Origin of the sequence: Photobacterium angustum (assembly GCF_003026365.1) — a bacterium.
GTDB lineage: Bacteria > Pseudomonadota > Gammaproteobacteria > Enterobacterales > Vibrionaceae > Photobacterium > Photobacterium angustum.
In genome coordinates this window covers 68,630-95,408 of the sequence record NZ_PYOM01000004.1, presented here as the reverse complement: position 1 = coordinate 95,408, position 26,779 = coordinate 68,630, and the positions used below count along the sequence as shown (strand labels likewise).

20 protein-coding genes are annotated in these 26,779 nt (G+C 39.8%); 10 read left to right on the top strand and 10 right to left on the bottom strand.

Annotated elements, in window-relative coordinates; all coding sequences use genetic code 11:
* Positions 1 to 47: 47 nt before the first annotated feature.
* From CTN01_RS05380 to trpS, 3 genes are all read right to left on the bottom strand, one after another.
* Complete coding sequence (locus CTN01_RS05380; RefSeq protein WP_045148598.1) at positions 48 to 392, bottom strand: hypothetical protein; 345 nt, start codon at positions 390 to 392, stop codon at positions 48 to 50.
* Positions 393 to 484: 92 nt separating this feature from the next.
* Complete coding sequence (locus CTN01_RS05375) at positions 485 to 2,203, bottom strand: VRR-NUC domain-containing protein (RefSeq protein WP_249033674.1); 1,719 nt, start codon at positions 2,201 to 2,203, stop codon at positions 485 to 487.
* 40 nt (positions 2,204 to 2,243) lie between these two features.
* The gene (gene trpS / locus CTN01_RS05370) at positions 2,244 to 3,260 is read right to left on the bottom strand and encodes a tryptophan--tRNA ligase (RefSeq protein ID WP_045148485.1); all 1,017 of its coding nucleotides are present in this window, start codon (positions 3,258 to 3,260) and stop codon (positions 2,244 to 2,246) included.
* Between the two features lie 974 nt (positions 3,261 to 4,234).
* On the opposite strand from trpS, the gene CTN01_RS05365 reads away from it, so the two are divergent.
* Positions 4,235 to 5,764: an alanine/glycine:cation symporter family protein gene (locus CTN01_RS05365; protein ID WP_045148483.1), complete on the top strand. Its 1,530-nt coding sequence runs from the start codon at positions 4,235 to 4,237 to the stop codon at positions 5,762 to 5,764.
* A 55-nt stretch (positions 5,765 to 5,819) separates the two neighbouring features.
* On the opposite strand, the gene CTN01_RS05360 is transcribed toward CTN01_RS05365, so the two are convergent.
* Entirely contained in the window at positions 5,820 to 6,362 is a 543-nt protein-coding gene (locus tag CTN01_RS05360; protein WP_045148482.1) for a type II secretion system protein, read from the bottom strand.
* 385 nt (positions 6,363 to 6,747) lie between these two features.
* Between CTN01_RS05360 and dbpA the strand changes: the two genes are divergently transcribed.
* Positions 6,748 to 8,133 (top strand): ATP-dependent RNA helicase DbpA, encoded by a 1,386-nt coding sequence (gene dbpA / locus CTN01_RS05355; RefSeq protein ID WP_045083126.1) that lies wholly within the window; start codon positions 6,748 to 6,750, stop codon positions 8,131 to 8,133.
* Positions 8,134 to 8,231: 98 nt separating this feature from the next.
* Here dbpA and CTN01_RS05350 read toward each other — a convergent pair whose 3' ends face one another.
* Positions 8,232 to 8,450: a hypothetical protein gene (locus tag CTN01_RS05350; RefSeq protein WP_005366500.1), complete on the bottom strand. Its 219-nt coding sequence runs from the start codon at positions 8,448 to 8,450 to the stop codon at positions 8,232 to 8,234.
* Positions 8,451 to 8,798: 348 nt separating this feature from the next.
* Between CTN01_RS05350 and CTN01_RS05345 the strand changes: the two genes are divergently transcribed.
* Together CTN01_RS05345 and CTN01_RS05340 are read left to right on the top strand one after the other, a co-directional pair.
* Positions 8,799 to 10,625: a cation:proton antiporter gene (locus CTN01_RS05345; protein WP_045148480.1), complete on the top strand. Its 1,827-nt coding sequence runs from the start codon at positions 8,799 to 8,801 to the stop codon at positions 10,623 to 10,625.
* 105 nt (positions 10,626 to 10,730) lie between these two features.
* Positions 10,731 to 12,233 carry a phosphoethanolamine transferase gene (locus CTN01_RS05340; protein ID WP_244156014.1) on the top strand — a complete coding sequence of 501 codons (1,503 nt, stop codon included), beginning with the start codon at positions 10,731 to 10,733 and terminating at the stop codon, positions 12,231 to 12,233.
* 84 nt (positions 12,234 to 12,317) lie between these two features.
* Here CTN01_RS05340 and CTN01_RS05335 read toward each other — a convergent pair whose 3' ends face one another.
* Positions 12,318 to 13,217, bottom strand: a complete 900-nt coding sequence (locus CTN01_RS05335) for a LysO family transporter (RefSeq protein ID WP_045148476.1) — start codon at positions 13,215 to 13,217, stop codon at positions 12,318 to 12,320.
* A 691-nt stretch (positions 13,218 to 13,908) separates the two neighbouring features.
* Between CTN01_RS05335 and CTN01_RS05330 the strand changes: the two genes are divergently transcribed.
* The 3 genes from CTN01_RS05330 (at position 13,909) to CTN01_RS05320 (ending at position 17,036) form a co-directional block, all read left to right on the top strand.
* Complete coding sequence (locus tag CTN01_RS05330) at positions 13,909 to 15,342, top strand: amino acid permease (RefSeq protein WP_045148475.1); 1,434 nt, start codon at positions 13,909 to 13,911, stop codon at positions 15,340 to 15,342.
* Positions 15,343 to 15,550: 208 nt separating this feature from the next.
* Positions 15,551 to 15,883 (top strand): tRNA-binding protein, encoded by a 333-nt coding sequence (locus CTN01_RS05325; protein WP_045148473.1) that lies wholly within the window; start codon positions 15,551 to 15,553, stop codon positions 15,881 to 15,883.
* A gap of 145 nt (positions 15,884 to 16,028) precedes the next feature.
* Positions 16,029 to 17,036, top strand: coding sequence for a substrate-binding domain-containing protein (locus CTN01_RS05320; protein WP_045148472.1), 1,008 nt, complete (start codon positions 16,029 to 16,031; stop codon positions 17,034 to 17,036).
* Between the two features lie 81 nt (positions 17,037 to 17,117).
* On the opposite strand, the gene galM is transcribed toward CTN01_RS05320, so the two are convergent.
* The 4 genes from galM to galE form a co-directional block, all read right to left on the bottom strand.
* Positions 17,118 to 18,179 (bottom strand): galactose-1-epimerase, encoded by a 1,062-nt coding sequence (galM, locus tag CTN01_RS05315; RefSeq protein ID WP_045148470.1) that lies wholly within the window; start codon positions 18,177 to 18,179, stop codon positions 17,118 to 17,120.
* Between the two features lie 29 nt (positions 18,180 to 18,208).
* The gene (galK, locus tag CTN01_RS05310) at positions 18,209 to 19,363 is read right to left on the bottom strand and encodes a galactokinase (protein ID WP_045148468.1); all 1,155 of its coding nucleotides are present in this window, start codon (positions 19,361 to 19,363) and stop codon (positions 18,209 to 18,211) included.
* Positions 19,364 to 19,432: 69 nt separating this feature from the next.
* Positions 19,433 to 20,488: a UDP-glucose--hexose-1-phosphate uridylyltransferase gene (locus tag CTN01_RS05305; protein WP_045148466.1), complete on the bottom strand. Its 1,056-nt coding sequence runs from the start codon at positions 20,486 to 20,488 to the stop codon at positions 19,433 to 19,435.
* 17 nt (positions 20,489 to 20,505) lie between these two features.
* Positions 20,506 to 21,516 carry a UDP-glucose 4-epimerase GalE gene (galE, locus tag CTN01_RS05300; protein ID WP_045148465.1) on the bottom strand — a complete coding sequence of 337 codons (1,011 nt, stop codon included), beginning with the start codon at positions 21,514 to 21,516 and terminating at the stop codon, positions 20,506 to 20,508.
* Between the two features lie 357 nt (positions 21,517 to 21,873).
* Between galE and ebgR the strand changes: the two genes are divergently transcribed.
* The 3 genes from ebgR to CTN01_RS05285 all read left to right on the top strand — a co-directional run bounded on the left by ebgR (position 21,874) and on the right by CTN01_RS05285 (position 26,697).
* Entirely contained in the window at positions 21,874 to 22,857 is a 984-nt protein-coding gene (ebgR, locus tag CTN01_RS05295; protein ID WP_045148597.1) for a transcriptional regulator EbgR, read from the top strand.
* A 291-nt stretch (positions 22,858 to 23,148) separates the two neighbouring features.
* Positions 23,149 to 26,241: a beta-galactosidase subunit alpha gene (gene ebgA, locus CTN01_RS05290; RefSeq protein WP_045148463.1), complete on the top strand. Its 3,093-nt coding sequence runs from the start codon at positions 23,149 to 23,151 to the stop codon at positions 26,239 to 26,241.
* 3 nt (positions 26,242 to 26,244) lie between these two features.
* The gene (locus tag CTN01_RS05285) at positions 26,245 to 26,697 is read left to right on the top strand and encodes a beta-galactosidase subunit beta (protein WP_045148461.1); all 453 of its coding nucleotides are present in this window, start codon (positions 26,245 to 26,247) and stop codon (positions 26,695 to 26,697) included.
* Positions 26,698 to 26,779 lie beyond the last annotated feature (82 nt).

Here is a 26,779-nt window from a genome sequence, read left to right as displayed (position 1 = left end):
AATGCCTATTATCGTTATTGAGTAATAGGCACTTACAGCACGCAATATTAATGCGTGAACATTGTTTTTTCCACGGGATTGAATGCGGTTAAATCACCCGTCGGATTCAATAAGTGCGGTAGAATTTTGGGTAGATTTAGCTCGATATCCTTATCTGTAACAGGATTAATTATTTTGTTATACCAGCCAAGTAAGCCTAAAACGGCATAACCGATAGCGTCGTCATTATCACGGTGTTCAAGAATGATTTGAAGAAAGCGAAGTATGGCCTTGTCTGGTGTTTTTGCCTGCTCTAATGTTTCGTTATACACCGCAGTTGCTTCTGCGACTAGGCCTTCGTACTCAGTATTAATTGCGACCTTAAATGAGCCGCCATTCACGGTAATTTTCATTTTAAACATACCTGTTAGTGCTAATCGCAGCATGGTAACGAATTTACGGCAGGCTTTTATTACGCTAACGCAAAAAACGTCTATTTATTCGCTTAGTCTTCGCTAGGAGTTGAAAATGTAATATAAGCCACTTGTGCGGGAATTCCATGTTGGTCAAAAAAAGCGAGCCAACGCAACTGGTGGTCTTGTAATTTATCACCGGGTCCTTTCACTTCTACCCACTGATAACCTGTGTTATTAAACATGATCAGATCTGGCATTCCTGAGCGGTGGTGGCGTAAGTCTTTTAGTAATCGACGAAACATCATCACTAATTGAGTTGGTGGTATATGGCTTAGTGCCAATGTAAGTGCTTGCTTACTAAATAGCTCCCAGTGTACCCAGTAGTTAGAAATCCCTTGTTTTGTCTCAAGGTGTGTTTGCCAACCATCAAAGTGACCTTGTTCAATCGCTAGTAAGCGTTCATCAATTAAGTCTTTTCGCTTGAGGTAAAACTCTGAATTGAACATATCTAGTGGCGCTAATTGGTAAGGGTTAATAAAACTGCCTTTGATGGGGGCAAAGATAATATCCCACATTGCTAACCCAAAAAGGCTATTGAGAAATTGGTTCTCAAGATAGAACACCGTCCAACCTTGGGACTCAAAATAGCGAGCAGCACAGCGTTCAACCCTTTGGTGTTCAGGATTCGCAAGTTGCAGTTGTATAGTTTTTGGAGCAAACGTTTTTGGGGCAGTAAAAATGTGATTCACTGACTTTGCGAGCTTTTTCTCTAACCTAAGACTGACGCCGTATTCACCTTCATTTTTCGGATCATGCTGAATATTCTTCACGACATCATAGGCTGCTTGGTATTGTTGCTGTGCCATGAGTATTCGTGCTTGTCGTTCACGGCTTGGCGTACGTTCAGTTTGACGAAAGAGAGCAAGTGCTATGTCATATTGATAGTTTCGCTCTAAATCTCGTGCAATATGATTGATAAGTTTTTGGCGTTTATTTTCCAGAGGCAACCATGAAGCAGCCTTTGGCAATAATGGTACAAGGGAAGAAATTGTGTCGTAGTCTTTCGTTTCATGGGCACGCCAATATAAGTCAGACAGTTGGGTTAGGGCCAGCCATTGGTCGACTTGTTCTGTGGTATGGAAGAGTTGCGTGCTGGTATCAATCCGGTAATTTTCAAATTTATGTAGCCCTAAATCACTTAATACAAATTGGCTAAGATCTTGATGGCTATTACCAAAAAACAGTAATAGAAACTTTGCGAGCAGTGTTTGCTGTTGCACCATAACAAGTGGCTCGCTAATGATATTAAGCAAGTATTCACTATCAACATGGCTCTCTAATTTTGATAGAATTTCAGCTTTCTTATCTGTTTTTTCAATAATATTTGGGAATAAGCGCAGTAGTTCAGGTTTGGTATAGAGTGAGAAAATATCACTGATGCTGATAACTTGCTGCTGGTGAAGAGCGGTGATTTCTTGGTTAATAAAATGAGCATGAATAAGCGCATCTTTGGCTAAGTCGATATTTGTGATTTCGTCATAATTGAGCTTGTTAAAACGAAATAAAACCCCTTTACGTGATAGTAAGCGGATCAGCAACATTTGCGCATCGGTTGAAAGCTGGTAGAAAGATCGCAGCCAGTGCTTTTCATCTGTACTTAATAATGAAGCATGATACTGCTCTACGGTTTTAAGCAAAGCCTTAAAGTTGTGAAGGTAGTAGTCTTGTTCGAGTTCGATGGTTGCCATATAACTGCACTGTGTGATTGGACGGCTATGTTTATCTGAAAACCGAATCAGTATAAACATAGCTGCCTTTATACCCAAGTTACTTAGATATCCGAAACAATTAGAAAAGGTTAAGCCCAAATGCGCCTTTCACATCATGTAATACGAGCTGAGTTTCTTGATTGGCTTTTTCGGTGCCTTTTTTCAATACTTCAACTAAATACGCTTTATCATTTAAGTATTCTTCACGGCGTTGACGAATAGGCGTGATTAAGTCTTGTAAGCACGACTCTAAAACTTTCTTTGTTGTACCATCCCCTAAACCACCACGTTGGTAATGTTCTTTAAGTTCAGTGACATAGTTTTGATCAGGATGAAAAGCATCAAGATAGGTGAAGACAACATTACCTTCAATGTTACCCGGATCTTCAACTCGAAGATGGTTAGGATCGGTATACATTGATTTCACCGCTTGGCTTATTTGTTTACTGTCTGCGCCTAACGTAATCGCATTTCCCATTGATTTAGACATTTTGTTTTTACCGTCAGTACTTGGTAGGCGTGCCACATTACTCAGTAGTGCTTGGCATTCCACTAAGATCTCTTTTCCGGCTATATGGTTAATTTTTCTTACGATTTCATTGGTTTGTTCTAGCATGGGTAATTGATCATCACCCACAGGGATCAAACTAGCCTTAAATGCCGTAATATCAGCCGCTTGAGAAATGGGATAAGTTAAAAATCCGGCAGGAATTGATCGGCCAAATGCTTTAGATTGAATTTCATTTTTAACGGTTGGGTTACGTTCAAGACGAGAAATCGATACCAAGTTTGAATAGTACATGGTCAGCTCAGCCAATGCGGGTAGTGATGACTGCAAACAAATCGTGGTTAAGTTGGGATCGATACCGACTGCGAGGTAATCGGCTACCACGTTTAAAATATTAGAAGCAACTTTCTGTGGGTTATGCCCATTATCAGTCAGTCCCTGCATATCTGCGACAAGAATGGTTTGTTGGTACTGATGTTGTAGTTGAATACGTTGTTGCAGGGAACCCACATAGTGACCAAGGTGAAGTGGACCTGTTGCGCGATCGCCAGTAAGAATAACGTTAGTGCTTTGTGCTGATGTTGTCATAGTATTCTCCAGAAAATAATTGCTGCTACCGGAGAGGACTAAACAAGATCGTAACTGTTCATGGCAAACCTTCCGGCAGCGTATGAACATAAAAATAAGGTGTGTTAGTTCAGCGCCGCTCTAGTAAGAGCGCCACCAACAAAATGAGGAGTGAGGTGTACTTAATCGTAATTGCATAGAGGAACAATATTCCCTTAATATTTTTATATCAAGCATTTTATGCTTTGTTTTGTTTACTAAAATTGAAAACTAACCACTGATTTTTTGAACATACGATAATTACTAAAAGGTATAAAATGCAGCATATTAAGATTGCGAAAAGGTCTAAATTATGTCATTTAAGTCTACTTATTTCTTTTTTTTAATTTTTGCATCCGTACTTTGGATCGGTATTCCGCTACTTGCTGTTTCAGTTTAATAAGTTGATTTTTGTTTTATTTTCGGCTGATCATTCTATTTTTAAAGGGGGTTAGCCGTAAATATGAAGAATATTATTTCATGGTAAAAACTCGCTCCAGCAAGGCTATCTAGGTTATTTTATTGTTTTTATATTCACCAATATTGATTTTTTATTCTTTATTTTGTGCTGTTACTCTTTTCTTTATCCGATATTCATCTCATTTATACAGATAAAAATACTAATCTGTGTAAGATATTCCCCATAATTCGCGCTTTTTTTTGTAAGAGATATGCGATTTATATAATTCTTATTCTCATCCGCTTGTTGAATTCCCATCCTTAAAATAGCGTCATTGCCTGCCTTTTTGTTTTTATCCTATTGTTTTTAATTGGTTTCTATATTTACAGTCCTTTGTTGATAAGTAAGTTGATTGTTGTTTTTGTTATATGAAACGCTTGTTTCATACTTTTATGATAGGGGCTTTATTCAAATTTAGGATGTTGCTATGTTAAAAGTGTAAACACAATGTAAAAACTATAAATATGAATGTTGAACATTCAAACAAGGATGTTGTATGAATAAAATTTTAATGACAGCTGCCATGCTTGGCGCATCAGGTAGCACCTTTGCTAGCTCTCTCGATGAGAAGATTAATGAAGTTGTTGCCCCTATTGTTAACCCTTTTGTTGGAATGATTTTCTCCTCTATTCCTCTTCCTTTTACTGATGTTCAAGCGCCGTGGATTGTACTTTGGCTTGTAATAGCTGCTGTATTTTTTACCGCTTACATGGGTTTTATTAATATTCGTGGTTTTAAACATGCCGTTAAAATTGTTAAAGGGGATTATGCTGATCCTAAAGACAGTGGTGATGTCACGCCATTTCAGGCTTTATCGACAGCGCTTTCTGGTACTGTTGGTCTAGGTAATATCGCAGGTGTTGCTGTTGCTGTGACAATTGGTGGCGCCGGTGCAACGTTTTGGATGATCCTTGCTGGCTTACTGGGCATGTCGACTAAATTTGTTGAGTGTTCACTTGCAGTTAAATACCGTACTTATAATCCAGATGGCACTGTCTCTGGTGGTCCTATGTACTACCTAAGCCAAGGTTTAGAAAAACGTGGTAATGCAGCATTAGGTCGTACGCTTGCGGTTCTCTTTTCAATCTTTGCGATTGGTGGCGCGTTAGGCGGCGGTAACATGTTCCAAGCCAACCAAGCGTATAAGCAAGTTGTTGGTGTAACGGGTGGCGACTTATCTTTCTTTGCTGATAAAGGTTGGTTGTTTGGCTTAATCCTCGCGCTATTGGTGGCATTCGTTATCATTGGTGGTATTAAGTCGATTGCAAAAGTAACAGCGAAAGTTGTTCCATTCATGGCGATTACCTATGTTGGTGCAGCAGTCGTTATTCTAGCGATGAACTACAATCTGATTGATGACGCTTTCGCACAAATTATTAATGGTGCATTTACCGGTGAAGGTATTACGGGTGGTGTGATTGGTGTGCTAATTCAAGGCTTTAAACGTGCGGCGTTCTCGAACGAAGCGGGTGTGGGTTCAGCGGCGATTGCTCACTCAGCAGTAAAAACCAAAGAGCCTATTTCTGAAGGTTATGTATCTCTGTTAGAACCGTTTATCGATACGGTTGTGATTTGTACTATGACTGCGCTGGTTATCATTATTACGGGTCAATTAGGTTCAGGACTGGCAGGTGTTGAATTAACCTCAGCAGCATTTGGTAGCTCAATCTCTTGGTTCCCACTAGTACTTGCTGTCGCGGTTGTTCTATTTGCTTTCTCTACAATGATTTCTTGGTCTTACTATGGCCTTAAAGCGTGGACTTACCTATTCGGTGAAAGTAAGAAAGCGGAGATGGCGTTTAAACTGATGTTCTGTACTTTCGTTGTTATCGGTGCATCAATGAACTTAGGTCCTGTTATCGACTTCTCTGATGCAATGATCTTCTCAATGGCACTGGTTAACATTGTCGGTCTATACATCATGGCACCAGAAGTAAAACGTGATTTGAAAGATTACCTACTACGTTTGAAAAACGGTGAAATTAAAGAACAAGGTAAAGATGTAGCGAAACTTGCTAAGCAATAAGGTATAGCTACTAAATAGAAAAATGCCGAGCAATATGCTCGGCATTTTTATTTGGTTATTTACATGGAATAAAAGTAAGTTTATAGCTTTCGCCAGCACTTTTAGGTAAATCATATATTATACGGCAGTCATCTCGTGTCACGATGCTCCAGCCTTTAGCACTTTTACCTAAAAATTGCTTGAAAGTGATGCTATATTTTCCAGTCTTTTCATCATATCCAATTCCCCAGTCATTGGAAAAATTTGTAATTAGGTTTTTTAATGAATTAACGTGCGCATCTGGGTAACCATATCGAAAAGTACACCAAGGTGATTTATTGCATCCAGGTAAAGGAATATTTACCCCATAAATACCAGGACCAGCTCCGTCATAGTGGGCTTGAGTCGTTACATACTGAGCGTTTTCTAAACCCATAGTTGTCAGTTTTGAATAAGTAATTCCAAGAGCAGAGTTAAGTGATCCTTCTAGCCCTTCTAACGATGCATTTCTCGCATCATTTTGTAGGTTCATAAACTTAGGCGCAGCGACTACTGCTAAAATACCAAGAATAACAATAACAACGACAAGCTCTATTAAAGTAAAACCATTCTTTTTCATCGGGGATAACTCATAAATCAATCAATTGAGTGGTGTTTTTTATGAATTGTATTCTTAATAAGTATTTTGGCAATATAATTATTTATTATAGGGGATTATTTTGATTTGTTATTCATTTTAAGCGTTATTTGTTGAATTCTAGTGAATACGAATTGCATCACTTTTTAAAAGATAACCTTGATGTGACGAAGCATTGTTTTTAGTCGGTCAATGAAAAGAGGTATTAGCGCGGCGTTAGACAAACAAATGGGGTGATCCTGTTGAAGTAGATTGTCAGCATGACCATTAGCTGTTAGTGTCGCACCCCTTACGCATGCTTGCTAAATCAACATGCCGATATTCTAAAAACACGCTATGGTGTGTTAGTTGTATACAGGAAATAATTTTGAGCCAGACTGCTTTTTCTACGTTAAACCTTAACCCTGATTTGCTCAGTAACTTAACGTCATTAGGTTACGACGCAATGACGCCGATCCAAGCGCAAAGCCTACCTTTAATTCTTGAGGGAAAAGATGTTATTGCTCAAGGTAAAACAGGTTCAGGTAAAACAGCAGCATTTGGCTTGGGATTACTACAGAATCTAAAAGTAAAACGCTTTCGTGTGCAGACGCTAGTATTATGCCCAACGCGTGAGCTTGCTGATCAAGTCGCAAAAGAAATTCGTCGCTTAGCTCGTGCAATTCATAATATTAAAGTTTTAACATTATGTGGCGGTACACCTTTCGGACCACAGATTGGTTCATTAGAGCATGGTGCACATATTATTGTGGGTACGCCAGGGCGTGTAGAAGAACACGTGCGTAAAGGCTTTCTATGCTTAGATGAGCTAAATACATTAGTGCTTGATGAAGCTGACCGCATGTTAGAAATGGGGTTTCAAGACTCATTAGATGCTATCACTGATGTTGCGCCAAGCGATCGCCAAACGCTGCTGTTCAGTGCGACATATCCAACTCAAATTGCTTCTATTGCAAAACGTATTATGCGTAATCCAGTTGAAGTGAAAGTTGAATCTAACCACGATAATAGCAGTATCTCTCAGCACTTCTATAAAGTAGAGAGTAATGATGACCGCTTACGCGCAGTGCGTTTGTTACTTAGCCAGCACCGTCCTGAATCATGTGTGATTTTTTGTAATACCAAGCGTGAAGCACAAGAGATTTCTGATGATCTTGAAGATTACGGCTTTAGCTCAATTGCATTACACGGTGATTTAGAACAGCGTGAACGTGATCGTACTTTAGTATTGTTTGCTAATAAGAGCCGTTCAATTCTAGTGGCAACCGATGTGGCTGCACGTGGCCTTGATATTGATAATCTTGATGCGGTGATTAACTATCACTTAGCACGTGATACTGAAGTGCATGTGCACCGTATTGGTCGTACAGGCCGTGCAGGTAGTAAAGGTATTGCTTGTTCGTTATTTAGCGATAAAGAGCATTATAAAGTCGCATTACTTGAAGATTACCTTGATCGCCCAATCTCAGGTGAAGCGTTACCAGCCGAGCATTTATTAGATCAACCAACGTTCCGCCCTGAAATGGTAACGTTAATGATTGATGGCGGTAAAAAACAGAAAGTGCGTCCGGGTGATATTTTAGGTGCATTGACGGGTGAAAATGGTATCGCTGGTAGTGATGTGGGTAAAATTAATGTCTTTGATTTCTGTGCTTATGTAGCAGTGAAGCGTGAAGTTGCACGTGCTGCATTGAAGAAGTTAGAAAATGGTCGAATTAAAGGTCGTAACTTCCGCTCTCGTCAATTACGCTAAGTACTCATTCAATCGAATACAAAGTCAAAAGAAAAGCCGATAGTAATATCGGCTTTTTTACTATTAAAGAGTAATAAATCACGATATATCAAAGTGGTTTATAAGAAATAGTGTTGGTATTGAGAGTAAATTAACTCACTAAGGTAGTAAGTCAGTTGGAATGAGTGTTCATCAATACACAAGGTACAGTCTCGCTCATCCTCATCAATTGAGTTGAGAGCTATCGCAATTGTTTTCCATAATTGTAATTCGCGATTTAGTGGTATATCAGCGATGAGCTTTTCATCACTATTGAGATTTATTGTTAAAATAGCCATAAAGAATAGTTTAATAGTAAAAGTCAAGCGAGAATATGCATATGTATTCTTATTAACAATAAAAAATGATTATTTATGGTATCAGTGTCCCATTTTTAATCCCTTTCTTGTATGTGTTGTGAATTATTATTACTTTTTATTAGCATAATTATTAAGTTGTATGCTGGTTTTCTCTAAATATGAGCAACAAAATGATAAGGTTGAACTCAAAAACTATTTATTAGTCAGATAGTGGTAAGTAATGGCTTTTAACTATATTGGGCAGATAAGAATATAGGGAGCTATATTCGTTATATTTTAAAATCACATAAATAATGTGATGTGTATTAAGCTATAGAGTATGACCTCATGCATGAAGAAATGATTGGCCTAACTATCGCAGGACTGGGTGTTTTAGGCCTTAGCTGTCAATGGTTAGCATGGCGAATGAAATTGCCTGCGATATTATTATTATTGATGGCTGGATTAATAATAGGGCCTGTGACAGGAGTATTTAATCCTAATATTTTATTTGGTGATTTACTGTTTCCATTAATTTCATTATCAGTTGCTGTGATTCTATTTGAAGGCAGCTTGACTCTAAATTTTGATGAAATTAAAAATGTAAGGCGTAATGTAAAATCTATTGTCACTGTTGGGGCGATCATTACATGGATGATCACCAGTGTCGCTACTCATTATTTATTGGATTTTAGTTGGCCATTAGCCTTGCTGTTTGGATCTATGACCGTTGTAACTGGGCCAACGGTGATTGTGCCGCTATTACGTACCGTTAGGCCACAAGCCAAGCTTGCTAATATTTTACGGTGGGAAGGGATTTTAATTGATCCCATTGGTGCAATTTTCGTTGTTATTGTTTATGAGTTTATCGTCTCTAGTAGCACCATCCATAGTGTTGAAGTTTTTGGTCTTATGTTGCTGGTGGGCTTGGTACTCGGTGGTGTAGCAGGTTGGCTATTAGCACATGTGTTACGTCGTCATTTATTACCAGAATACCTCCAACCTTTTGCTGTTTTAGCATTAGTACTTGGAGTATTTTCAGGTGCAAATGCGCTAGAACCAGAAGCAGGATTACTAGCTGTCACAGTGATGGGTATGTGGTTGGCGAATGCGAAAGACGTCAATATTCAGCATATTTTGCACTTTAAAGAAAACTTAACAATCTTACTGATTTCTGGTTTGTTCTTGATCTTGGCATCACGTATTCAAATGTCTGACTTCCATACATTAGGTTGGGGATCGATCGCTGTATTTGTGGTGATTCAACTTGTGTCGCGCCCTGTATCGATTTTCGTTTCAACTATGTTTAGTCAGTTAGCTTTCAAAGAAAAACTGTTTTTAGCGTGGGTAGCGCCAAGAGGTATTGTTGCAGCAGCTATTTCAGCATTGTTTGCATTAAAGCTTTCAAACGATGGGGTAGTAGGTGCTGAACTATTAGTTCCATTAACCTTTATGGTGATTATTGGAACGGTTGTTTTACAAAGTTTAACTGCACGTCCAATGGCGAAACTATTAGGTGTCGCAGAGCCATCACCGAAAGGCTTTCTTGTTGTTGGTGCTAATGACGTTGCGCGCACTATTGCGTTAGCATTAAGAAAATATGATTGCCGTGTAGTGGTGACAGACTCTAACTGGGATTATATTCGTGCTGCACGTATGGCAGGGCTTGAAATCTATTACGGTAATGCCGTATCAAGCCATGCGGATGAGTATTTAGATGTGATTGGTATTGGTCACTTATTAGCGTTAACACCAGATAAGCATTTTAATGCAGTCGCAGCTATGCACTTTGAAAGTGACTTTGGTAGCCGTAATGTGTTTCGTTTGAACGGGCGCCGCCATAATAGTGGTTTAGAGAAACATTCAGCATCTCAAGCGCATAATGGTGCAGCTTTATTTGGTGAAGATATTAGCTATAAGAAATTAGCGAGTTTGATAAACCAAGGTGGTGAGATTAAACATACTAAGTTGAGTGATAACTTTACGTTAGAAGATTATTACACGCAGTATAAAGCAAGCCAACTTATTCCAATGTTTGCGATTGATCCTAAAGGTTACATTTACACATATACGATTAGCGATGAATTTGTTGTGAAGGCGGGTTGGACGATAGTTTCTTTAATTAAAGAATTAAAAGTTTCAGAAGAAGTTAAAGATATAAAAACAGAAGCTTAGTTCTTCTAACTATCATCATAATGACAAAGGCACGTTAAACGTGCCTTTTTCTTTTTTTTATATGTTAATATCTGCCACTTCGTTTTTAGAATATCGTGGCATACCGTGAAACAAAAAATAAGAATGCTTATAAAAAATAAGCATTTTCTCTTTGATCTTATAATATCATTTTTTCTTGTTGTATTATCGACAACTGCAATGGGAGCAAAGCATCATAATTATTTGTTAACATTGTTGATTTATTTTGTTGGTGTTATGATTCTTGCAGGATATAAGCGAGTTAAATACAACTTGTTATTGCCATTATTTATTATAAGTTGGCTTTATCTACCTGTGGGTATGATTTATGGTTCACCTAATATTGGCTCTGTTGCATCATTATTAGATACTAATAATCAAGAAGCATTAGAATTTATCTCAAATATTCCATCGGATATTATTCCTTGGTCAGTCAGTTTATTTATTTTAATTATTGTCTTTGCATTTAAAAAAACATCTTATCAACTTAAACATGATATTCCGTTAGTCATTGGTTTGGTACTTCTCTATTTTTCACCTTATAACCATCTTTTTGTTCGCGGTTATCAATCTGTTACTGATTATTTTGTGCAAGAAAAGGCACTTGAGGCTGCTTTCTCGCATAAAGTTAATCTAGACATTCAGCAGGTTACACCTCAATATCAAAACTATATTGTTGTTATTGGTGAGAGTATGCGTCGTGACTATATGTCATTATATGGCTATCCAGCGAAGACAACTCCGTACTTAGATACTGCCAATGGCTTGTTTTTGAATGGTTATATTTCAACGGCACCAAACACAACAACTTCATTACCACGTACGCTTTCCTTAAGCCAAGGGCTAACGTTTAAACCTAATATTAACTTTATTAACCTTGCTAATAGCGCAGGATTCAAAACATACTGGTTATCTAATCAAGGAAAAATAGGACGTTATGATACGCCTATTTCAAAATTTGCAATTTTAAGTAATGAAATGCATTTTTTGAAAAATGGCAGTTTTAATGGTTCAATTAATTATCAAGACTCCGACTTATTACCTTTATTTAAACAGGCTTTGTTGGAACCAACTAAGCAGCATAAGTTGATTGTTGTTCATTTAATGGGATCACACGCAAAATTCTGTCGCCGAATAAAACATGATGACTATCATTTAAAAGATAAACAATTATCTTGTTATTTATCAACATATCGCGAATTTGATGAATTAATGAAAAATATAGTAGGGATATTAAAAAATAGTCATCAATCATATTCATTAATGTATTTCTCTGATCATGGTTTAAGCGATAAAAATAACAAAGGAAAAGATGTTTATTTAGTACACGGAGCTGATCATAAATCAAATTTTGAAGTGCCATTCTTTATTCTATCAAGTGATAGTAAGCAACATGAGATGTTTAAAAAGCAAGTTAGTGCTTATCACTTTTTATCACTATTTTCTGATTGGACTGGGATCACTTCGAAAAAGGTGGTACCGCTATCCATAGATCAAATTAACGATAAAAATATCAAAGTATTTAACTATACGAAGATGGTTAACTTTAACGATTTAGCGTCAGATCCTGCGGTAAAAATATCACGCTAGCCTAGTGAGATAAGTGATAACAATAAAAGGTGGAGTATAATTTTGCTCCGCCTTTTTATTGAATATCTATTATCAATAGACTAATTATAACGAGACAAAAAACAAGATCAGCACAGGGACTAATAAACTTAAAATAAAGCCACTAACAATGGCGACAGGTACACAACGAATGCCGCCTGAGTTTTGAATAACGGGTAGGGTAAAGTCCATTGCTGTCGCGCCAGCATAACCTATTGCAGTGTTAGGGTAGCGTTGTATTAACAGCGGTATTAACACTAAAGCTAACATTTCTCTCAATAACTCATTGAGCAGTGCTGCACCACCTAATACACTGCCTAAGCTATCACCTATTAAGATGCCTGCCAGCGAATACCAGCCAAAACCTGATGCCATGGCTAAACCGTGATTGATAGGTAAATCGAGCAGTAGTGCAGCGATAATACCACCACAAAAAGACGTCACAATCATCACCAATGCAATCGTCGCCCCTTTCTTATTTAACACGATTTGCTTGAGTGTCATGCCACTGTTACGTAGCTGAATACCAATAAAGAACAGTAAGAGTAACAAAATAATCTCACTGGCTTGTGATATCCATGATAGATCGAAATTTAGTAGCAATCCCACCAACAAACCGCTAGCAACAACCAACACTAATTTCAGTGACTCTGCCATCATATGCAGGATAGGTAATTTATGTTGTTTATGATCAGATGCGATTGGCATAAAGCGATCGATCATTGGTAAGACGAATAGATTACAAGTACTGATACAGCCAAAAAAGGTCAGTGTGTAGAGCAAAATTTGGTTGAGGTTTTGGCTTAGATTATCGAGCCCTGCAAGGCTTAGTCCCATCAATGCCAAGATCAATAAAACTAAACGGCTGGTTTGAATATTAATAAAATTGAGGATCTTTTTACTATGAACGGGTATGAGGTAACCAATCACAAGCGGTAAAAAGATCAGTAAAAATCCGGAGAACATAGTATTCCTAGGTTATGGACTGTCGACATTAGTAAAGGATCATAGCGTGTAATCAATAACTTGTATGAGTAAAAATAAGGATAATATCGTTACAGATTGTAAAAATAAAATGAGGTTTTTACTAAAAGATTGGTTTGATATTAAGCCATTTTTCCATAAGGCACGTGATTAAATGTGGTGGTGTATTAATCGCTATACTTTTTATAAACGATTTAAGTGTAGATATAAGTGTAATTGTTGACGATGATTTGTTTTTAATTATTGATTTTAATAGGCTATTTTTCATTTAACACTTAATTTGAATCAGATCACTAAATAAAAGACTAACATGCCATTATTTGCTAGCGCATTCACAAACTGAATTATTTGATGTGATCAACTTAAAGTTAAGGGGGTTTTCTAGTTTATTTTAGTAAATGTTTAACTAATACTTTGTCACAGTTAAAGGGCGATAATAAATGAAAAACTTGTTTTTTCTATTATAAAAGAAGCAATCCACAAGGTTGTTCATCGAGCTATAAACGCTTTTATTTAACTAAAAATGTAAACGTTTCCACTTTATTATTTAACAACTAAAGTGAGAAATTATAATGAAAAATAAATCTAATAAATCCAAGCCTTACTCTGTATCCTACACCACAAGTAAGCGCTGTAGTTGCCATTATTAACGTGCTTTATAGCGGAGATTCTTATGTCTGACTCCAAACGTAATACCATAGGTAAATTCGGCTTATTGTCGATGACCTTTGCTGCGGTCTATAGCTTTAATAACGTCATCAATAACAATATTGAAATCGGTTTATCTTCATCACCCATGTTCTTTATTGCGACTTTGCTCTATTTTGTGCCTTTCTGTTTGATCATCGCCGAATTTGTCTCTCTTAATAAAAACTCTGAAGCTGGAGTTTATGCGTGGGTGAAAAGCTCACTGGGGGGGCGTTGGGCATTTATGGCTGCGTACACATACTGGTTTGTAAATTTATTCTTTTTTACCTCTTTATTACCACGTGTTATTGCCTACGCTTCTTATGCTTTCTTAGGTTATGAGCATATATTCACCCCAACAACAACGACGATTTTAAGTATTGGTCTGTTTGCGTTTGCCACTTACGTTTCGACGAATGGTGCGAAGATGTTAGGTCCAATTACATCGGTTACATCATCGCTCATGTTGTTCTTAACCTTATCTTACATGTGTCTTGCCGGTGCGGCTGTGCTGGGCGGTATTCAACCTGCCGAGCCAATCACGGTAGAAGCATTAACACCACAAATTAACTGGGCGTTCTTTGGCGTGACAGCTTGGATCTTCATGGCAGCAGGTGGTGCAGAATCAGTGTCGGTGTATGTTAATGACGTCAAAGGCGGTCATAAGTCGTTCGTGAAAGTGATTATTTTTGCAGGTCTCTTTATTGGTGTACTTTACTCAGTATCATCAATTTTGATCAACGTGTTCGTTGAGCGAGAAGCATTGAAGTTTACTGGCGGTTCAGTACAAGTATTTGAAGGTATGGCAACCTATTTTGGCTTACCTGAAATGTGGGTTAACCGTTTTGTTGGTGTTGTATCATTTACTGCCATGTTTGGTTCATTACTGATGTGGACAGCAACACCAGTGAAAATCTTTTTCTCTGAAATTCCAAAAGGCATTTTCGGTGAGAAAACCGTCGAGCTGAATGAAAACGGTGTACCAGCACGTGCTGCATGGGCGCAGTTCTTCATCGTCATTCCACTCCTTATCGTGCCTATGCTTGGTTCTGATACCGTACAAGATCTGATGAGTACGGTGATCAACATGACTGCAGCTGCTTCAATGTTACCCCCACTGTTTATCATGCTAGCTTACCTAAACCTACGTTTGAAATTAGATCACCTTGAGCGTGACTTTAAGTTTGGCTCACGTATGACAGGTATTGCGATGGTGTCAGTGCTAATTGCTATTTTCACAGTGGGCTTCTTAGCGTCAACCTTCCCAACCGGTGCTGATACTATGACGATTATCTTCTACAACGTGGGAGGGATTGTAATTTTCCTTGGCTACGCATGGTGGAAATACAGTAAGTATGAAAAATCATTAACGTCGGATGAGCGTCAATTAGAAGCGAAAGCGGCAGTACAACAAGCGTAAAATAACCAACAAAAATAAGCTTTAAATACAGCCTCTGATGTTTGTCAGTGGCTGTTTTTTTAGAATAATCAAAGTCATTTAAATGGCACAAAGGCAACAAATAAAGTGTGATCAAACAGTGTAATAGCAGCATATTTGATTGTTTGTGTAAGCGTTTTCATTACACTGTTTATATTAATTTCTAATCTGTTATATAAGAGAAAAATCAATGGAAACAGTTTTATACGGTGACTTCGCAAAATTAGATATTCGTGTCGGTAAGATCATTGAAGTGGCGCGTCATAGCAATGCTGATAAGCTATACATCGTGCAAATTGATGTCGGTGAGAAAACACTACAGACTGTGACTAGCCTAGTGCCTTACTACACAGAAGAGGAGCTAATCGGTAAACAAGTGGTGGTGCTATGTAATTTAGCAAAAGCGAAAATGCGAGGTGAAACCTCAGAATGTATGCTGCTTTGTGCTGAAACAGACGATGAATCGGAAAGCGTACTGTTAACGCCTGAACGTTTAATGCCAGCTGGTGTGAAGGTTGTTTAGCGCTTGATTGGCTACAGAGAATATAAATGATTACCTGTAGCCACTTTATGTATCAACAAATAGAAATATCGCTAATGCTTGGAAATTTATTGCGTAGTAACGGTTCACACGGTTAAATAAGCACAGTTTAAAAAAGAGAGCAATTATGGCAACCATCAAGGATGTTGCTCGTGAAGCTGGGGTGTCGATTGCCACTGTCTCGCGGGTGATCAACAAGTCCCCAAAAGCAAGTAAGCAGTCTATTGAAGCGGTGACTAACGCAATGAAACAGTTAGGTTATCGTCCCAATGCGGCAGCTAAAGCATTAGTGCGACAAAACACTGATACCATAGGTGTATTAGTGGGGGATGTATCAGATCCTTTCTTTGGCACTTTAGTTAAAGCTGTCGATGTTGTAGCTCATCAACATGGTAAGCATATTCTGATTGGTAATGGTTATCACAATGCAGACGATGAACGACGTGCGATTGAACATTTGATCAATAGTCGTTGTGATGCGTTAGTGATTCACGCAAAAGCACTTACTGACGAGGAGCTGATTAACTATGCTAACGAAGTGAAAGGCTTAGTGATCATTAACCGCCATATATCTGCTATTGCTGAGCGTTGTATCTCACTTGATAACCATAAAGGTGCGTATTTAGCGACCGAATATTTGATCCGTCATGGTCATAGCCATATTGCGTGTATCGCCTCTAACCATGATATTGAAGATGCCAGTGAACGTGTTCAAGGCTATTTAGATGCATTAGCGGATAATAATATAAGTTTATCAGCAAGCTATATTGAAAAAGCTACCCCTGATAGTGAGGGGGGTGAAACAGCGATGATAAATCTGATCACCAAATCATTACCAATGACAGCTTTGGTGGCTTATAACGATTATATGGCAGCGGGCGCATTAGCGGTGCTACAAGAAAACGGCATTCAATCTCCGCAGAAGATGTCGCTGGTGGGGTTTGATGATGGCTTAATTGCCCGTTATACAACTCCAGGGCTAACAACGGTTCGTTACCCGATTCAGATGATGGCAGAAAAGGCTGCTAATCTCGCATTAGCTTTGGCTGATGAGCAACATGTTGATATTGAGGCTATGCGTTTCTCTCCTACCTTAGTACGTCGAGGTTCGGTTGAACGATTAGTATCTGAGTAGTGCTTACCTGATTGATATAACAAAGCCGACATGATGTCGGCTTTGTTGTTTAGAGAAGTAAGAGAGATATTTTAATGTATGTTATTGATAATCAAATGTGTACGTTGTGAAATAATCATATTGTTCATTAGGCTGCAGAAAGCAACTGGTTTGCTCCCATTCAGGATGGTTTGGAGAGTCAGGTAAGAATTGGGTTTCTAACGCCAATCCTGCGTAATCTTGATACTGTTTGCCATCTCGGGCAGGGGTACCTGCTAACCAATTTCCGCCATATAGTTGCACTGCTGGTTTATTGGTTTTCACCGTCATGGCGACTTTGCCATCAGGGGAAATGACTTCAGCAATAATCTCATCAGGCTTTCTTGCTGGTTTTAGCACAAAGCTATGATCGTAACCTTTAGCTTGCTGCTGTTGTTCATCTACTAGTAAGTCTTTACTTAGTGTTTTACTTGTTCGGAAATCAAAGCTGGTATTTTCAACTGGTTGTGGCTTATCGAGCGGTATACCAAGGCTATTAGTCGGTAAATAGTAGTCAGCATTAATACGTAGTGTGTGTGAGCGACTATCACCGTCCCATGTCGCCCCTTGCAGGTTAAAGTAACCGTGATTGGTTAAATTAACGGGGGTGATATTATCACTATCAGCAAGGTAGTGAATGGTCACTTCATTGCTATCGGTTAAGGTATAACGCACAGTAACATTCAGTGTACCGGGAAAGCCCTGATCACCATCTTCAGAGACTAAGCTAAATAAAACGCTATCTTGGCTTTGCTCTACTATTAACCAACGACGTTGATTAAAGCCATCTTCACCACCGTGAAGGCAATTACCATTTTGATTGGTCGAGACTTGGTATGCCTTCCCATCAATACTAAAGAGACCATTGGCAATACGGTTAGCGTAACGACCGATAGTTACACCCATGTAGCTTTGTTGGGTATAAAAATCAGCAAGGTTATCGATGCCTAGTAACACTTCACGTTGTTCGTTGTCATTTAATGGCAGGCAACAACTTAACCAAGTAGCACCAATGTCCATTAGCACGATACGCACTCCATGGATATTAGTGAGTTCAATGATATTAACTGGCTTACCATCACGGGCGAACTGCCGAGTCATAGCGTGCATGAGTGGGCTTTGCATTGGTGCTCCTTAATTGTTAATTGAATGAATTAAGCGATCTTGCCTGCGCCATCTTTAGCTTGGCAGACGTAAATTGACTCTTTTAGTCCTGTTGCAGCTTGGTATTTCGCTTCAACGGCTGCTTTTACATCATCCACTAATGTTGGTGGCACGAGTGCGACAATACAGCCACCAAAGCCGCCGCCTGTCATGCGCACACCGCCTTGCTCGCCAATCACGTCTTTGACGATTTCAACAAGAGTATCGACTTCAAATACTGTGATTTCAAAATCATCGCGCATAGAGGCATGAGATTGTGCCATTAGCTCAGCCATACGCTTCATATCGTTATTACGTAAGGCTGTCGCTGCTTCAACGGTACGATCGTTTTCAGTGATTACATGGCGAGCACGTTTCGCTACTAGCTCATCCAGTTCGTGCGCTTTGGCATTAAATTGCTCAATGGTGACATCACGCAGTGCTTTAACACCAAAGATACGAGCCGCTTCTTCACATTGCTGACGACGGGTATTGTATTCGCTGTCTACTAAGCCACGTTTTTTGTTGGAGTTGATAATCACAATTGCCATGTCTTCAGGCATGGATACCGCTTGGGTTTCTAGGCTACGGCAATCTAATAGCATCGCATGATTTTCACGACCTTCGGCAGAGATCATCTGATCCATGATGCCGCAGTTACAGCCTACGAATTGGTTTTCAGCTTGCTGACCATTTAAGGCGATGTCTGCTTGGCTGATCTCAAGGTTATAAAGCACCTTAAAGGTTTGACCAATCACTACTTCTAGTGCTGCAGATGAGCTTAATCCTGCACCTTGAGGAACATTACCTGTTACTGCAATATCAGCACCCGTGAAAGTGAAGCCACGTTCAAGTAAACATTTCACTACGCCACGAATGTAGTTTGCCCACATCTTATCTTGTTGGAATTCGATAGGTTGGGTGAGATCAAATTCATCGGTGGCATTGTCATAATCAACCGATACCACACGAATGATATTGTCGGTACGAGGCGCAGCAGCGACCACGGTTTGGTAGTTGATGGCACAAGGTAAAACGAAACCATCATTGTAGTCGGTATGCTCGCCAATGAGGTTTACACGACCCGGTGCTTGAATAAGGTGGCTTGGTTGGTAGCCTAATACCGTGGTGAAGGCGTGTTTAACATTTGAAATTAGATCAGACATAAAAAATCTCACAAAATAGAGTACTAATACCGCAGTTATATCTATGAAAAAGTGTAAGTAAGCAATAACTTATTTTTGTTCTTTGTAGTGAATATCGCTGAGATCACGTAGGCGTTGTGCAGCTTGCTCTGCGGTTAAATCACGTTGGCTCTCTGCTAACATTTCATAGCCGACCATGAATTTACGCACGGATGCGCTACGTAGTAGTGGTGGATAAAACAGCGCATGTAATTGCCAATGGTCAATGTTAGTGCCTTGTTCAAAGAAAGGGGCGTAATGCCAGCCCATTGAATAAGGGAAAGAGCATTGAAATAGATTATCGTAACGACTTGTCAGCTTTTTGATCGCTAACGCTAAATCGTCACGTTGCGCATCAGTGAGTTCACTCATACGACGGATATGCGTTTTAGGTAACAGCATGGTTTCAAATGGCCATGCTGCCCAGTAAGGCACTAGCGCTACCCAATGTTCGGTCTCAACCACAATGCGTGAACCGTCTTTTAGTTCGGCTTCAACGTAATCGACCAATAGGTTGCGACCATTTTCTTGGTAGTAAGCCTTTAGGTTGTGCTCTTTACGTTCGATTTCATTAGGTAAAAAGCTATTCGCCCAAATTTGGCCATGAGGATGAGGTTGAGAGCAGCCCATGGTCTCGCCTTTGTTCTCAAATGCTTGTACCCAAATGTAATCTTTACCTAACTCTTCAATTTGATCGTTCCAGGTATCAATCACGTTACGAATCTTTTCAACCGGAAGCTCTGGTAAGGTTTTGCTGTGATCGGGAGAGAAGCAGATCACACGACTTAAACCACGTACTCCTTGAGTTTTAAATAACGGATTAGTCGATTGTGGTGCTTCTGGTGAATCCGGCATTAGTGCGGCAAAATCATTACTAAATACATACGTACCTTGGTAATCAGGGTTTTTATCGCCAGAAATACGATCGTTCGTTGGGCAAAGGAAACATTTCTCGTCATAGCTTGGCAGTTGCTCGGTTGATGGCTTTTCATCTCGACCGCTCCAAGGACGTTTAGCACGATGTGGTGAGACTAAAATCCATTGACCAGTCAGCGGGTTATAACGGCGATGTGGATGATCAACAGGGTTAAATTCAACAGCAGACATGTGTTTTACTCTCTTAATTAGTAACCGTTAGGGTTGTTTGATTGCCAGTTCCAGGTATCGACCGTCATCTCTTTAACGCTGCGCGTCGCTTTCCAATTGAGATCACGTTCGGCTTTGTCTGTGCTTGCCCAACACTCTGCAATATCACCTGCACGACGAGGGCAAATAACGTAAGGCACATGATTACCGCACGCTTTAGCAAACGCATCCACCATTTCTAATACGCTAGAGCCTTTTCCTGTGCCGAGGTTGTAAATATGTAATCCGGCTTTTTCACGCAGGACGTTAAGTGCAGCAATGTGACCATCTGCTAGATCCATAACGTGAATGTAATCACGAACACCTGTGCCATCTGGGGTTGGGTAATCGTTGCCAAAAATAGATAATCGATCACGGCGACCAATCGCCACTTGGGCAATAAATGGCATTAGGTTATTGGGAATTCCTTGCGGATCTTCACCCATAGTACCGGAAGGGTGCGCGCCTACAGGGTTAAAGTAACGTAGTAGAGTAATGCTCCAATCGTTTTCAGCATGGAACAGATCTTTAAAGCACTCTTCCACCATGTATTTGCTACGACCATAAGGGTTGGTGGTTGCTCCTGTTGGTGAATCTTCTGTGATGGGTACCATTTTAGGATCGCCATATACGGTAGCCGATGAGCTAAAGACAATGCTTTTCACGCCGGCTTTACGCATCGCGCGAGCCAACACTAAAGAACCATTAACGTTGTTGTCGTAGTATTCCAGTGGTTTTTCGACCGACTCACCCACAGCTTTTAAGCCAGCAAAGTGGATCACGGCTTTAATATCGTGTTTGGCAAAGATGCTATCGAGAAATGCTTCATCTTGGACGCTACCTTGATGAAACACTGGCATTTCACCGGTTAACGCTTCGATACGTGCCAATACGCCGATTTTTGCATTGGATAAGTTATCGATAATGACAGGAGTGATGCCGGCTTGAAGCATTTGTACACAAGTGTGGCTGCCGATGTATCCCATGCCGCCGGTGACTAAAACTTCCACTATTTTCGCCTCTGCTGAATTTATGGAGAGAAGAGCCGCGCCTTGCGGTTCTCGACTTTATGCTAAAAGTTTATCAATTAAGTGAGTTTATGATCTGTGATCTACCTTGCATTGTGTAAACGTTTACATGTTAAGTCTTCAGAATTTGAGCGTTGAAGAATAAAGGAAAAAGGCTATGTTTTTTTTAACTTGTTGAATATATTTATTATTATATTTTTTTATGTGTTTTATAAATTTAGGGTGATATGAAAGTTTTTACTAAAAAAATTAGGCATAATATAAAACAATAATAAAAAGTGTTATTTTCAAAATATCTCACTAGGATAGTGAGCATTGTTGATGGGAAGCAAAGTAAGTATGGCGACATTAAAAGATATAGCTAATGAAGCAGGGGTTTCTCTTGCAACGGTATCGCGTGTGCTCAACGACGATCCGTCATTAAGCGTAAAAGAACAGACCAAACAACGTATTTTTGAAATTGCTGAAAAACTCGAATACAAAACTAGCAGCTCAAAAAAAGCCGTGGTTGAGAAAAAACAACAGCATTGCTTTGTCGCACTTTATAGCCATAAGCAAGAAGCGGAAGTGAATGATCCGTATTATCTTTCTATCCGTCATGGGATTGAGACCCAATGCGATAAGCTCGATATTGATTTGATCAACTGTTACGACGGTAAGTTTGATGCCCATGATGCAACGATTTCAGGGGTACTGATTGTTGGACGCTGTTCAGATAAGTTATTGAAAGAGTTATCAAAGAAAACCGATAATATCTGCTTTGTGGATTTTTCAGATAATTCAGAACGTTACGACAGCGTGGATATTGACCTTGAAAGGATCAGTAAACAAATTGTCGATTACTTTATTGAGCAAGGCTATCCACGTATTGGTTTCATTGGTGGACAAGATCAGGCAAATACCGCTGATATTCGTGAAATCGCGTTTTCTGAATATGGCCAGTTAAAAGGTGTAGTAGATAATAAAGATATTTACCGCGGTGATTTTTCTAGCGCTTCTGGTTATAAATTAGCAAAGCAGATGTTTGCTAATGGTGATTACCCCAGTGCGTTGTTTATTGCTTCTGATTCTATTGCCATTGGCGTCCTGCGTGCGATCCATGAACAAGGACTGGCTATTCCAGAAGATATTGCGCTGATCAGTGTCAATGATATACCAACGGCTAAATTTACCTTCCCTTCACTGTCTACCGTGCGTATTCACGCTGAAATGATGGGGATACAAGGGGTGAATTTGCTGGTGGAAAAGGCGCGAGATGGGCGGACTATGCCATTACAAGTTTATGTGCCAAGTAAGTTAAAGCTGCGTGGTACTACTAAATAGCAATCATTAAGTATTCATAAGGCACTGTTTTTACAGTGCCTTTTTATTTTCTGTGAAAAGCGTTGCGTTATTTACACTGTTTTCTTTCTGTTAACTGACCTTCTACCACTTCCTTTAAGCCGATCACAGGATTGGTTTAAATCCCCTCGTAAAATGTGACTCACGTAATGTAAAACGTTTCCATTAATTTATTTTAGTAAAACTTTTACTAAAATCGCTCCCAACAGATTCATCGTCATTAGCACGATTGATCACAGATTAAAAATGTCGGTTTGAGCCGGGAGGCATAACGTGAACAACTGGGAAAACTTCCAACATCTGCATGAGAACCGCATGGCACCACGTGCTTATTTCTTCTCATACGATTCAGTTAAGCATGCAACGACTTTTCAACGTGAGCTAAGTAGCCGTTTTATGCTGCTTAGTGGTCAGTGGCAATTTGAATATTTTTCAAATCCATTATTAGTACCAGAAGAATTTTACAGCCAGCCAATGACACAGTGGGGACAAATTACGGTTCCTAACATGTGGCAGATGGAAGGTCATGGCGATCTTCAATACACAGATGAAGGTTTCCCATTCCCAATTGATGTACCGTTTGTACCATCGGATAACCCAACTGGAGCTTATCAACGCACATTTACATTAGGTGCAGATTGGAACAACAAACAAACCCTTATCAAGTTTGACGGTGTTGAAACTTACTTTGAAGTGTATGTGAACGGTCAATACGTTGGCTTTAGCAAAGGTAGCCGTTTAACTGCAGAATTTGATATCAGCGCATTTGTTCAGCAAGGCAATAACTTATTGTCTGTTCGTGTAATGCAGTGGGCGGATTCCACTTACATTGAAGATCAGGATATGTGGTGGACAGCGGGTATTTTCCGTGATGTTTACCTTGTGGGTAAAGAGCAGCTACATGTGCGTGATTTTACGGTACGTACTGACTTTGATAGCGGATACCAAAACGCCACATTAAGCTGTGATGTGGAATTAGAAAACTTAACGGCAAGCGCACAAACAGCATTGGTTGAATATCAATTAATGGATGGCATAACACTTATCGCTGAAGGTGCTGTGGCTGATCTTCATGTTGCTGATAGTGCTAAAGCACAGTTTGCGATTGATGTTATAGCTCCTTTGCAATGGAATGCTGAAAATCCATACCTTTATCAGCTCTTGCTGACGCTAAAAGACAGACAAGGCAATGTACTGGAAGTGATCCCGCAGCGTGTTGGTTTCCGCGACATTAAAGTGCGTAATGGCCTGTTCTACATCAACAACAAATACGTGATGCTACACGGTGTGAACCGCCACGATAACGATCATCTTAAAGGTCGTGCTGTGGGTATGGATCGTGTGGAAAAAGATTTAGTGCTGATGAAGCAGCACAACATCAACTCTGTACGTACGGCTCACTATCCCAATGATCCACGTTTTTACGAGCTATGTGACATTTACGGCTTGTTTGTAATGGCGGAAACCGATGTGGAAACACATGGCTTTGCTAATGTCGACGATTTAAGCCGTATTACGGATGATGCTGAATGGGAAACCGTGTTTGTTGATCGTGCTGTGCGTCATGTTCACGCCCAGAAAAATCATCCATCAATCATCATGTGGTCTATGGGTAATGAATCGGGCTACGGCTGTAACATTCGTGCTATGTATACGGCAACTAAAGCGATTGATGATACTCGCTTAGTGCATTATGAAGAAGATCGTGACGCTGAAGTGGTGGATGTGATCTCAACTATGTATTCACGTGCGCAATTGATGAATCACTTTGGTGAATTCCCGCATGCGAAACCTCGCATTATTTGTGAATACGCGCACGCAATGGGTAACGGCCCTGGTGGTTTAACTGAATACCAAAACGTGTTCTACAAGCACGATCATATCCAAGGTCACTACGTATGGGAATGGTGTGATCACGGCATTCTCGCTCGTGATGAACACGGCACTGAATTCTACAAATACGGCGGTGATTACAACGATTACCCGAACAACTACAACTTCTGTATGGATGGTTTGATTTACCCAGATCAAACGCCTGGTCCAGGCTTGAAAGAATATAAGCAAGTGATTGCGCCAGTGAAAATCCGTGAAGTGGATGTGAAACAAGGTCAATTCATTGTTGAGAACAAATTGTGGTTCTCGAACATTGATGATTACACCATTACCGCAGAAGTGCGCGCTGAAGGTGAAACCTTGTTGGTTGAGCAGATCAAACTAACAGATCTGGCTGAAAACTCAGAGCATATGATCACCTTGGCATGGCCTGAGCTTGATGAGCGTGAAGTGTTTGTAAACTTCACTGTGCGTAAAGATTCTCGCACTCGCTACAGTACAGCAAACCATGATATTGCGGTTTACCAGTTCGAGCTAAAAGCTAATACCGCACAGTTGGAAAGCTTTGTTAATCACAATGCGACTGAATTAGCGATTGAAGAAACACGTTTAGATTATGTAGTGAAAGGTTACAACTTTGCACTTAACTTCTCGAAAGTGAACGGTAAGTTAACGTCATGGTTAGTTGATGGCAAAGAGTTGATTCAATCTTCGCCTAAGCTGAATTTCTTCAAACCAATGATCGATAATCACAAGCAAGAGTATGAAGGTCTGTGGCACCCTGCTCATCTACAAATCATGCAAGAGCACTTCCGAAGCCTTAATGTGGAAATGAACGATGGTCAGTGTGAAATCACTGTCACTAGCATTATTTCACCGCCAGTGTTTGATTTTGGTATGCGTTGTCATTACCGCTACCAAGTCAATGCACAAGGTCAGTTAAATGTGGAATTAAGTGGTGAGCGTTACGGTGACTACCCACATGTGATCCCTGTAATTGGTTTGGATTTAGGCATTAATGGTGAGTTTGATCAGGTGCAATACTACGGTCGTGGGCCTGAAGAAAACTACCAAGATAGTCGCCAAGCTAACATGATTGATGTTTACAGCACTACGGTTGCTGACATGTTTGAAAACTACCCATTCCCACAAAATAACGGTAACCGCCAGCACGTTCGTTGGGCTGCATTGGCTGATAAACATGGCACAGGTGTATTAGTGAAACCACAGCAAGAAATAAACTTCAGTGCATGGTTTTACACTAACCAAAACCTTCACCAAGCACAGCATACCCATGAGCTTGAGAATAGTGGCTATATTACCTTAAACCTAGATCACCAAGTGATGGGCTTAGGCTCTAACTCTTGGGGTAGTGAAGTGCTGGATTCATACCGGGTGTACATGGATAGCTTCCGTTACGGTTTAACGATTCTGCCATTCACGGCTGGCGATTGCCGACCACAAGCATTGGCAAATCACGACTTTGACTCAGCATTTTTCACCACAACGGCTCCACAAACGAATAAGGCGTAATCCATGATCGTATTAGATAGCTTAGCGCAATTTAAATTGGTGTACCGCAATGGACGTAAATGGAACCGTTGTGTAGAAGCCATTGAAAATATTGAAAATATCCAAGAAGGTGTGATGCATTCGATTGGTGATTCTCTGGTGTACATGGTGCAAAACGGTGTGACACCAACCAATGGTATGTTTACTGGTAACCGTCGTTACTTTGACGTGCATTACTACCTTGAAGGCTGTGAGCAAGTGGAAGTGGCGGAGAAAGCACAATTAACCACAGAAGTGGCTTACCAAGATGAAACAGATCGTGAAACCTTGGTGGGTAGTGGTGAAGTCATTGCGTTATCAGAAGGGCAAATTGCGATTTTTGAAAACGACAAAGCGTACCGTTTCTTAGGTGAAAACCCAATAAGAAAAGTGGTGCTAAAAGTGACCATCGAAGATGGCTACTTCTTGAATAAATAGTTCCAAGCATCGTAACAATCAGGCTCACAGTGTGGGCCTGAACTTTTGATATTGATATTCATGAGATTGGCAACGAATCCCA

Coding starts and splice junctions, on each gene's coding strand:
- CTN01_RS05380 (WP_045148598.1), bottom strand. CDS start 392: ATGAAAATTACCGTGAATGGCGGCTCATTTAAGGTCGCAATTAATACT.
- CTN01_RS05375 (WP_249033674.1), bottom strand. CDS start 2,203: ATGTTTATACTGATTCGGTTTTCAGATAAACATAGCCGTCCAATCACA.
- trpS (WP_045148485.1), bottom strand. CDS start 3,260: ATGACAACATCAGCACAAAGCACTAACGTTATTCTTACTGGCGATCGC.
- CTN01_RS05365 (WP_045148483.1), top strand. CDS start 4,235: ATGAATAAAATTTTAATGACAGCTGCCATGCTTGGCGCATCAGGTAGC.
- CTN01_RS05360 (WP_045148482.1), bottom strand. CDS start 6,362: ATGAAAAAGAATGGTTTTACTTTAATAGAGCTTGTCGTTGTTATTGTT.
- CTN01_RS05350 (WP_005366500.1), bottom strand. CDS start 8,450: ATGGCTATTTTAACAATAAATCTCAATAGTGATGAAAAGCTCATCGCT.
- CTN01_RS05345 (WP_045148480.1), top strand. CDS start 8,799: ATGCATGAAGAAATGATTGGCCTAACTATCGCAGGACTGGGTGTTTTA.
- CTN01_RS05335 (WP_045148476.1), bottom strand. CDS start 13,217: ATGTTCTCCGGATTTTTACTGATCTTTTTACCGCTTGTGATTGGTTAC.
- CTN01_RS05330 (WP_045148475.1), top strand. CDS start 13,909: ATGTCTGACTCCAAACGTAATACCATAGGTAAATTCGGCTTATTGTCG.
- CTN01_RS05325 (WP_045148473.1), top strand. CDS start 15,551: ATGGAAACAGTTTTATACGGTGACTTCGCAAAATTAGATATTCGTGTC.
- CTN01_RS05320 (WP_045148472.1), top strand. CDS start 16,029: ATGGCAACCATCAAGGATGTTGCTCGTGAAGCTGGGGTGTCGATTGCC.
- galM (WP_045148470.1), bottom strand. CDS start 18,179: ATGCAAAGCCCACTCATGCACGCTATGACTCGGCAGTTCGCCCGTGAT.
- galK (WP_045148468.1), bottom strand. CDS start 19,363: ATGTCTGATCTAATTTCAAATGTTAAACACGCCTTCACCACGGTATTA.
- CTN01_RS05305 (WP_045148466.1), bottom strand. CDS start 20,488: ATGTCTGCTGTTGAATTTAACCCTGTTGATCATCCACATCGCCGTTAT.
- ebgR (WP_045148597.1), top strand. CDS start 21,874: ATGGCGACATTAAAAGATATAGCTAATGAAGCAGGGGTTTCTCTTGCA.
- CTN01_RS05285 (WP_045148461.1), top strand. CDS start 26,245: ATGATCGTATTAGATAGCTTAGCGCAATTTAAATTGGTGTACCGCAAT.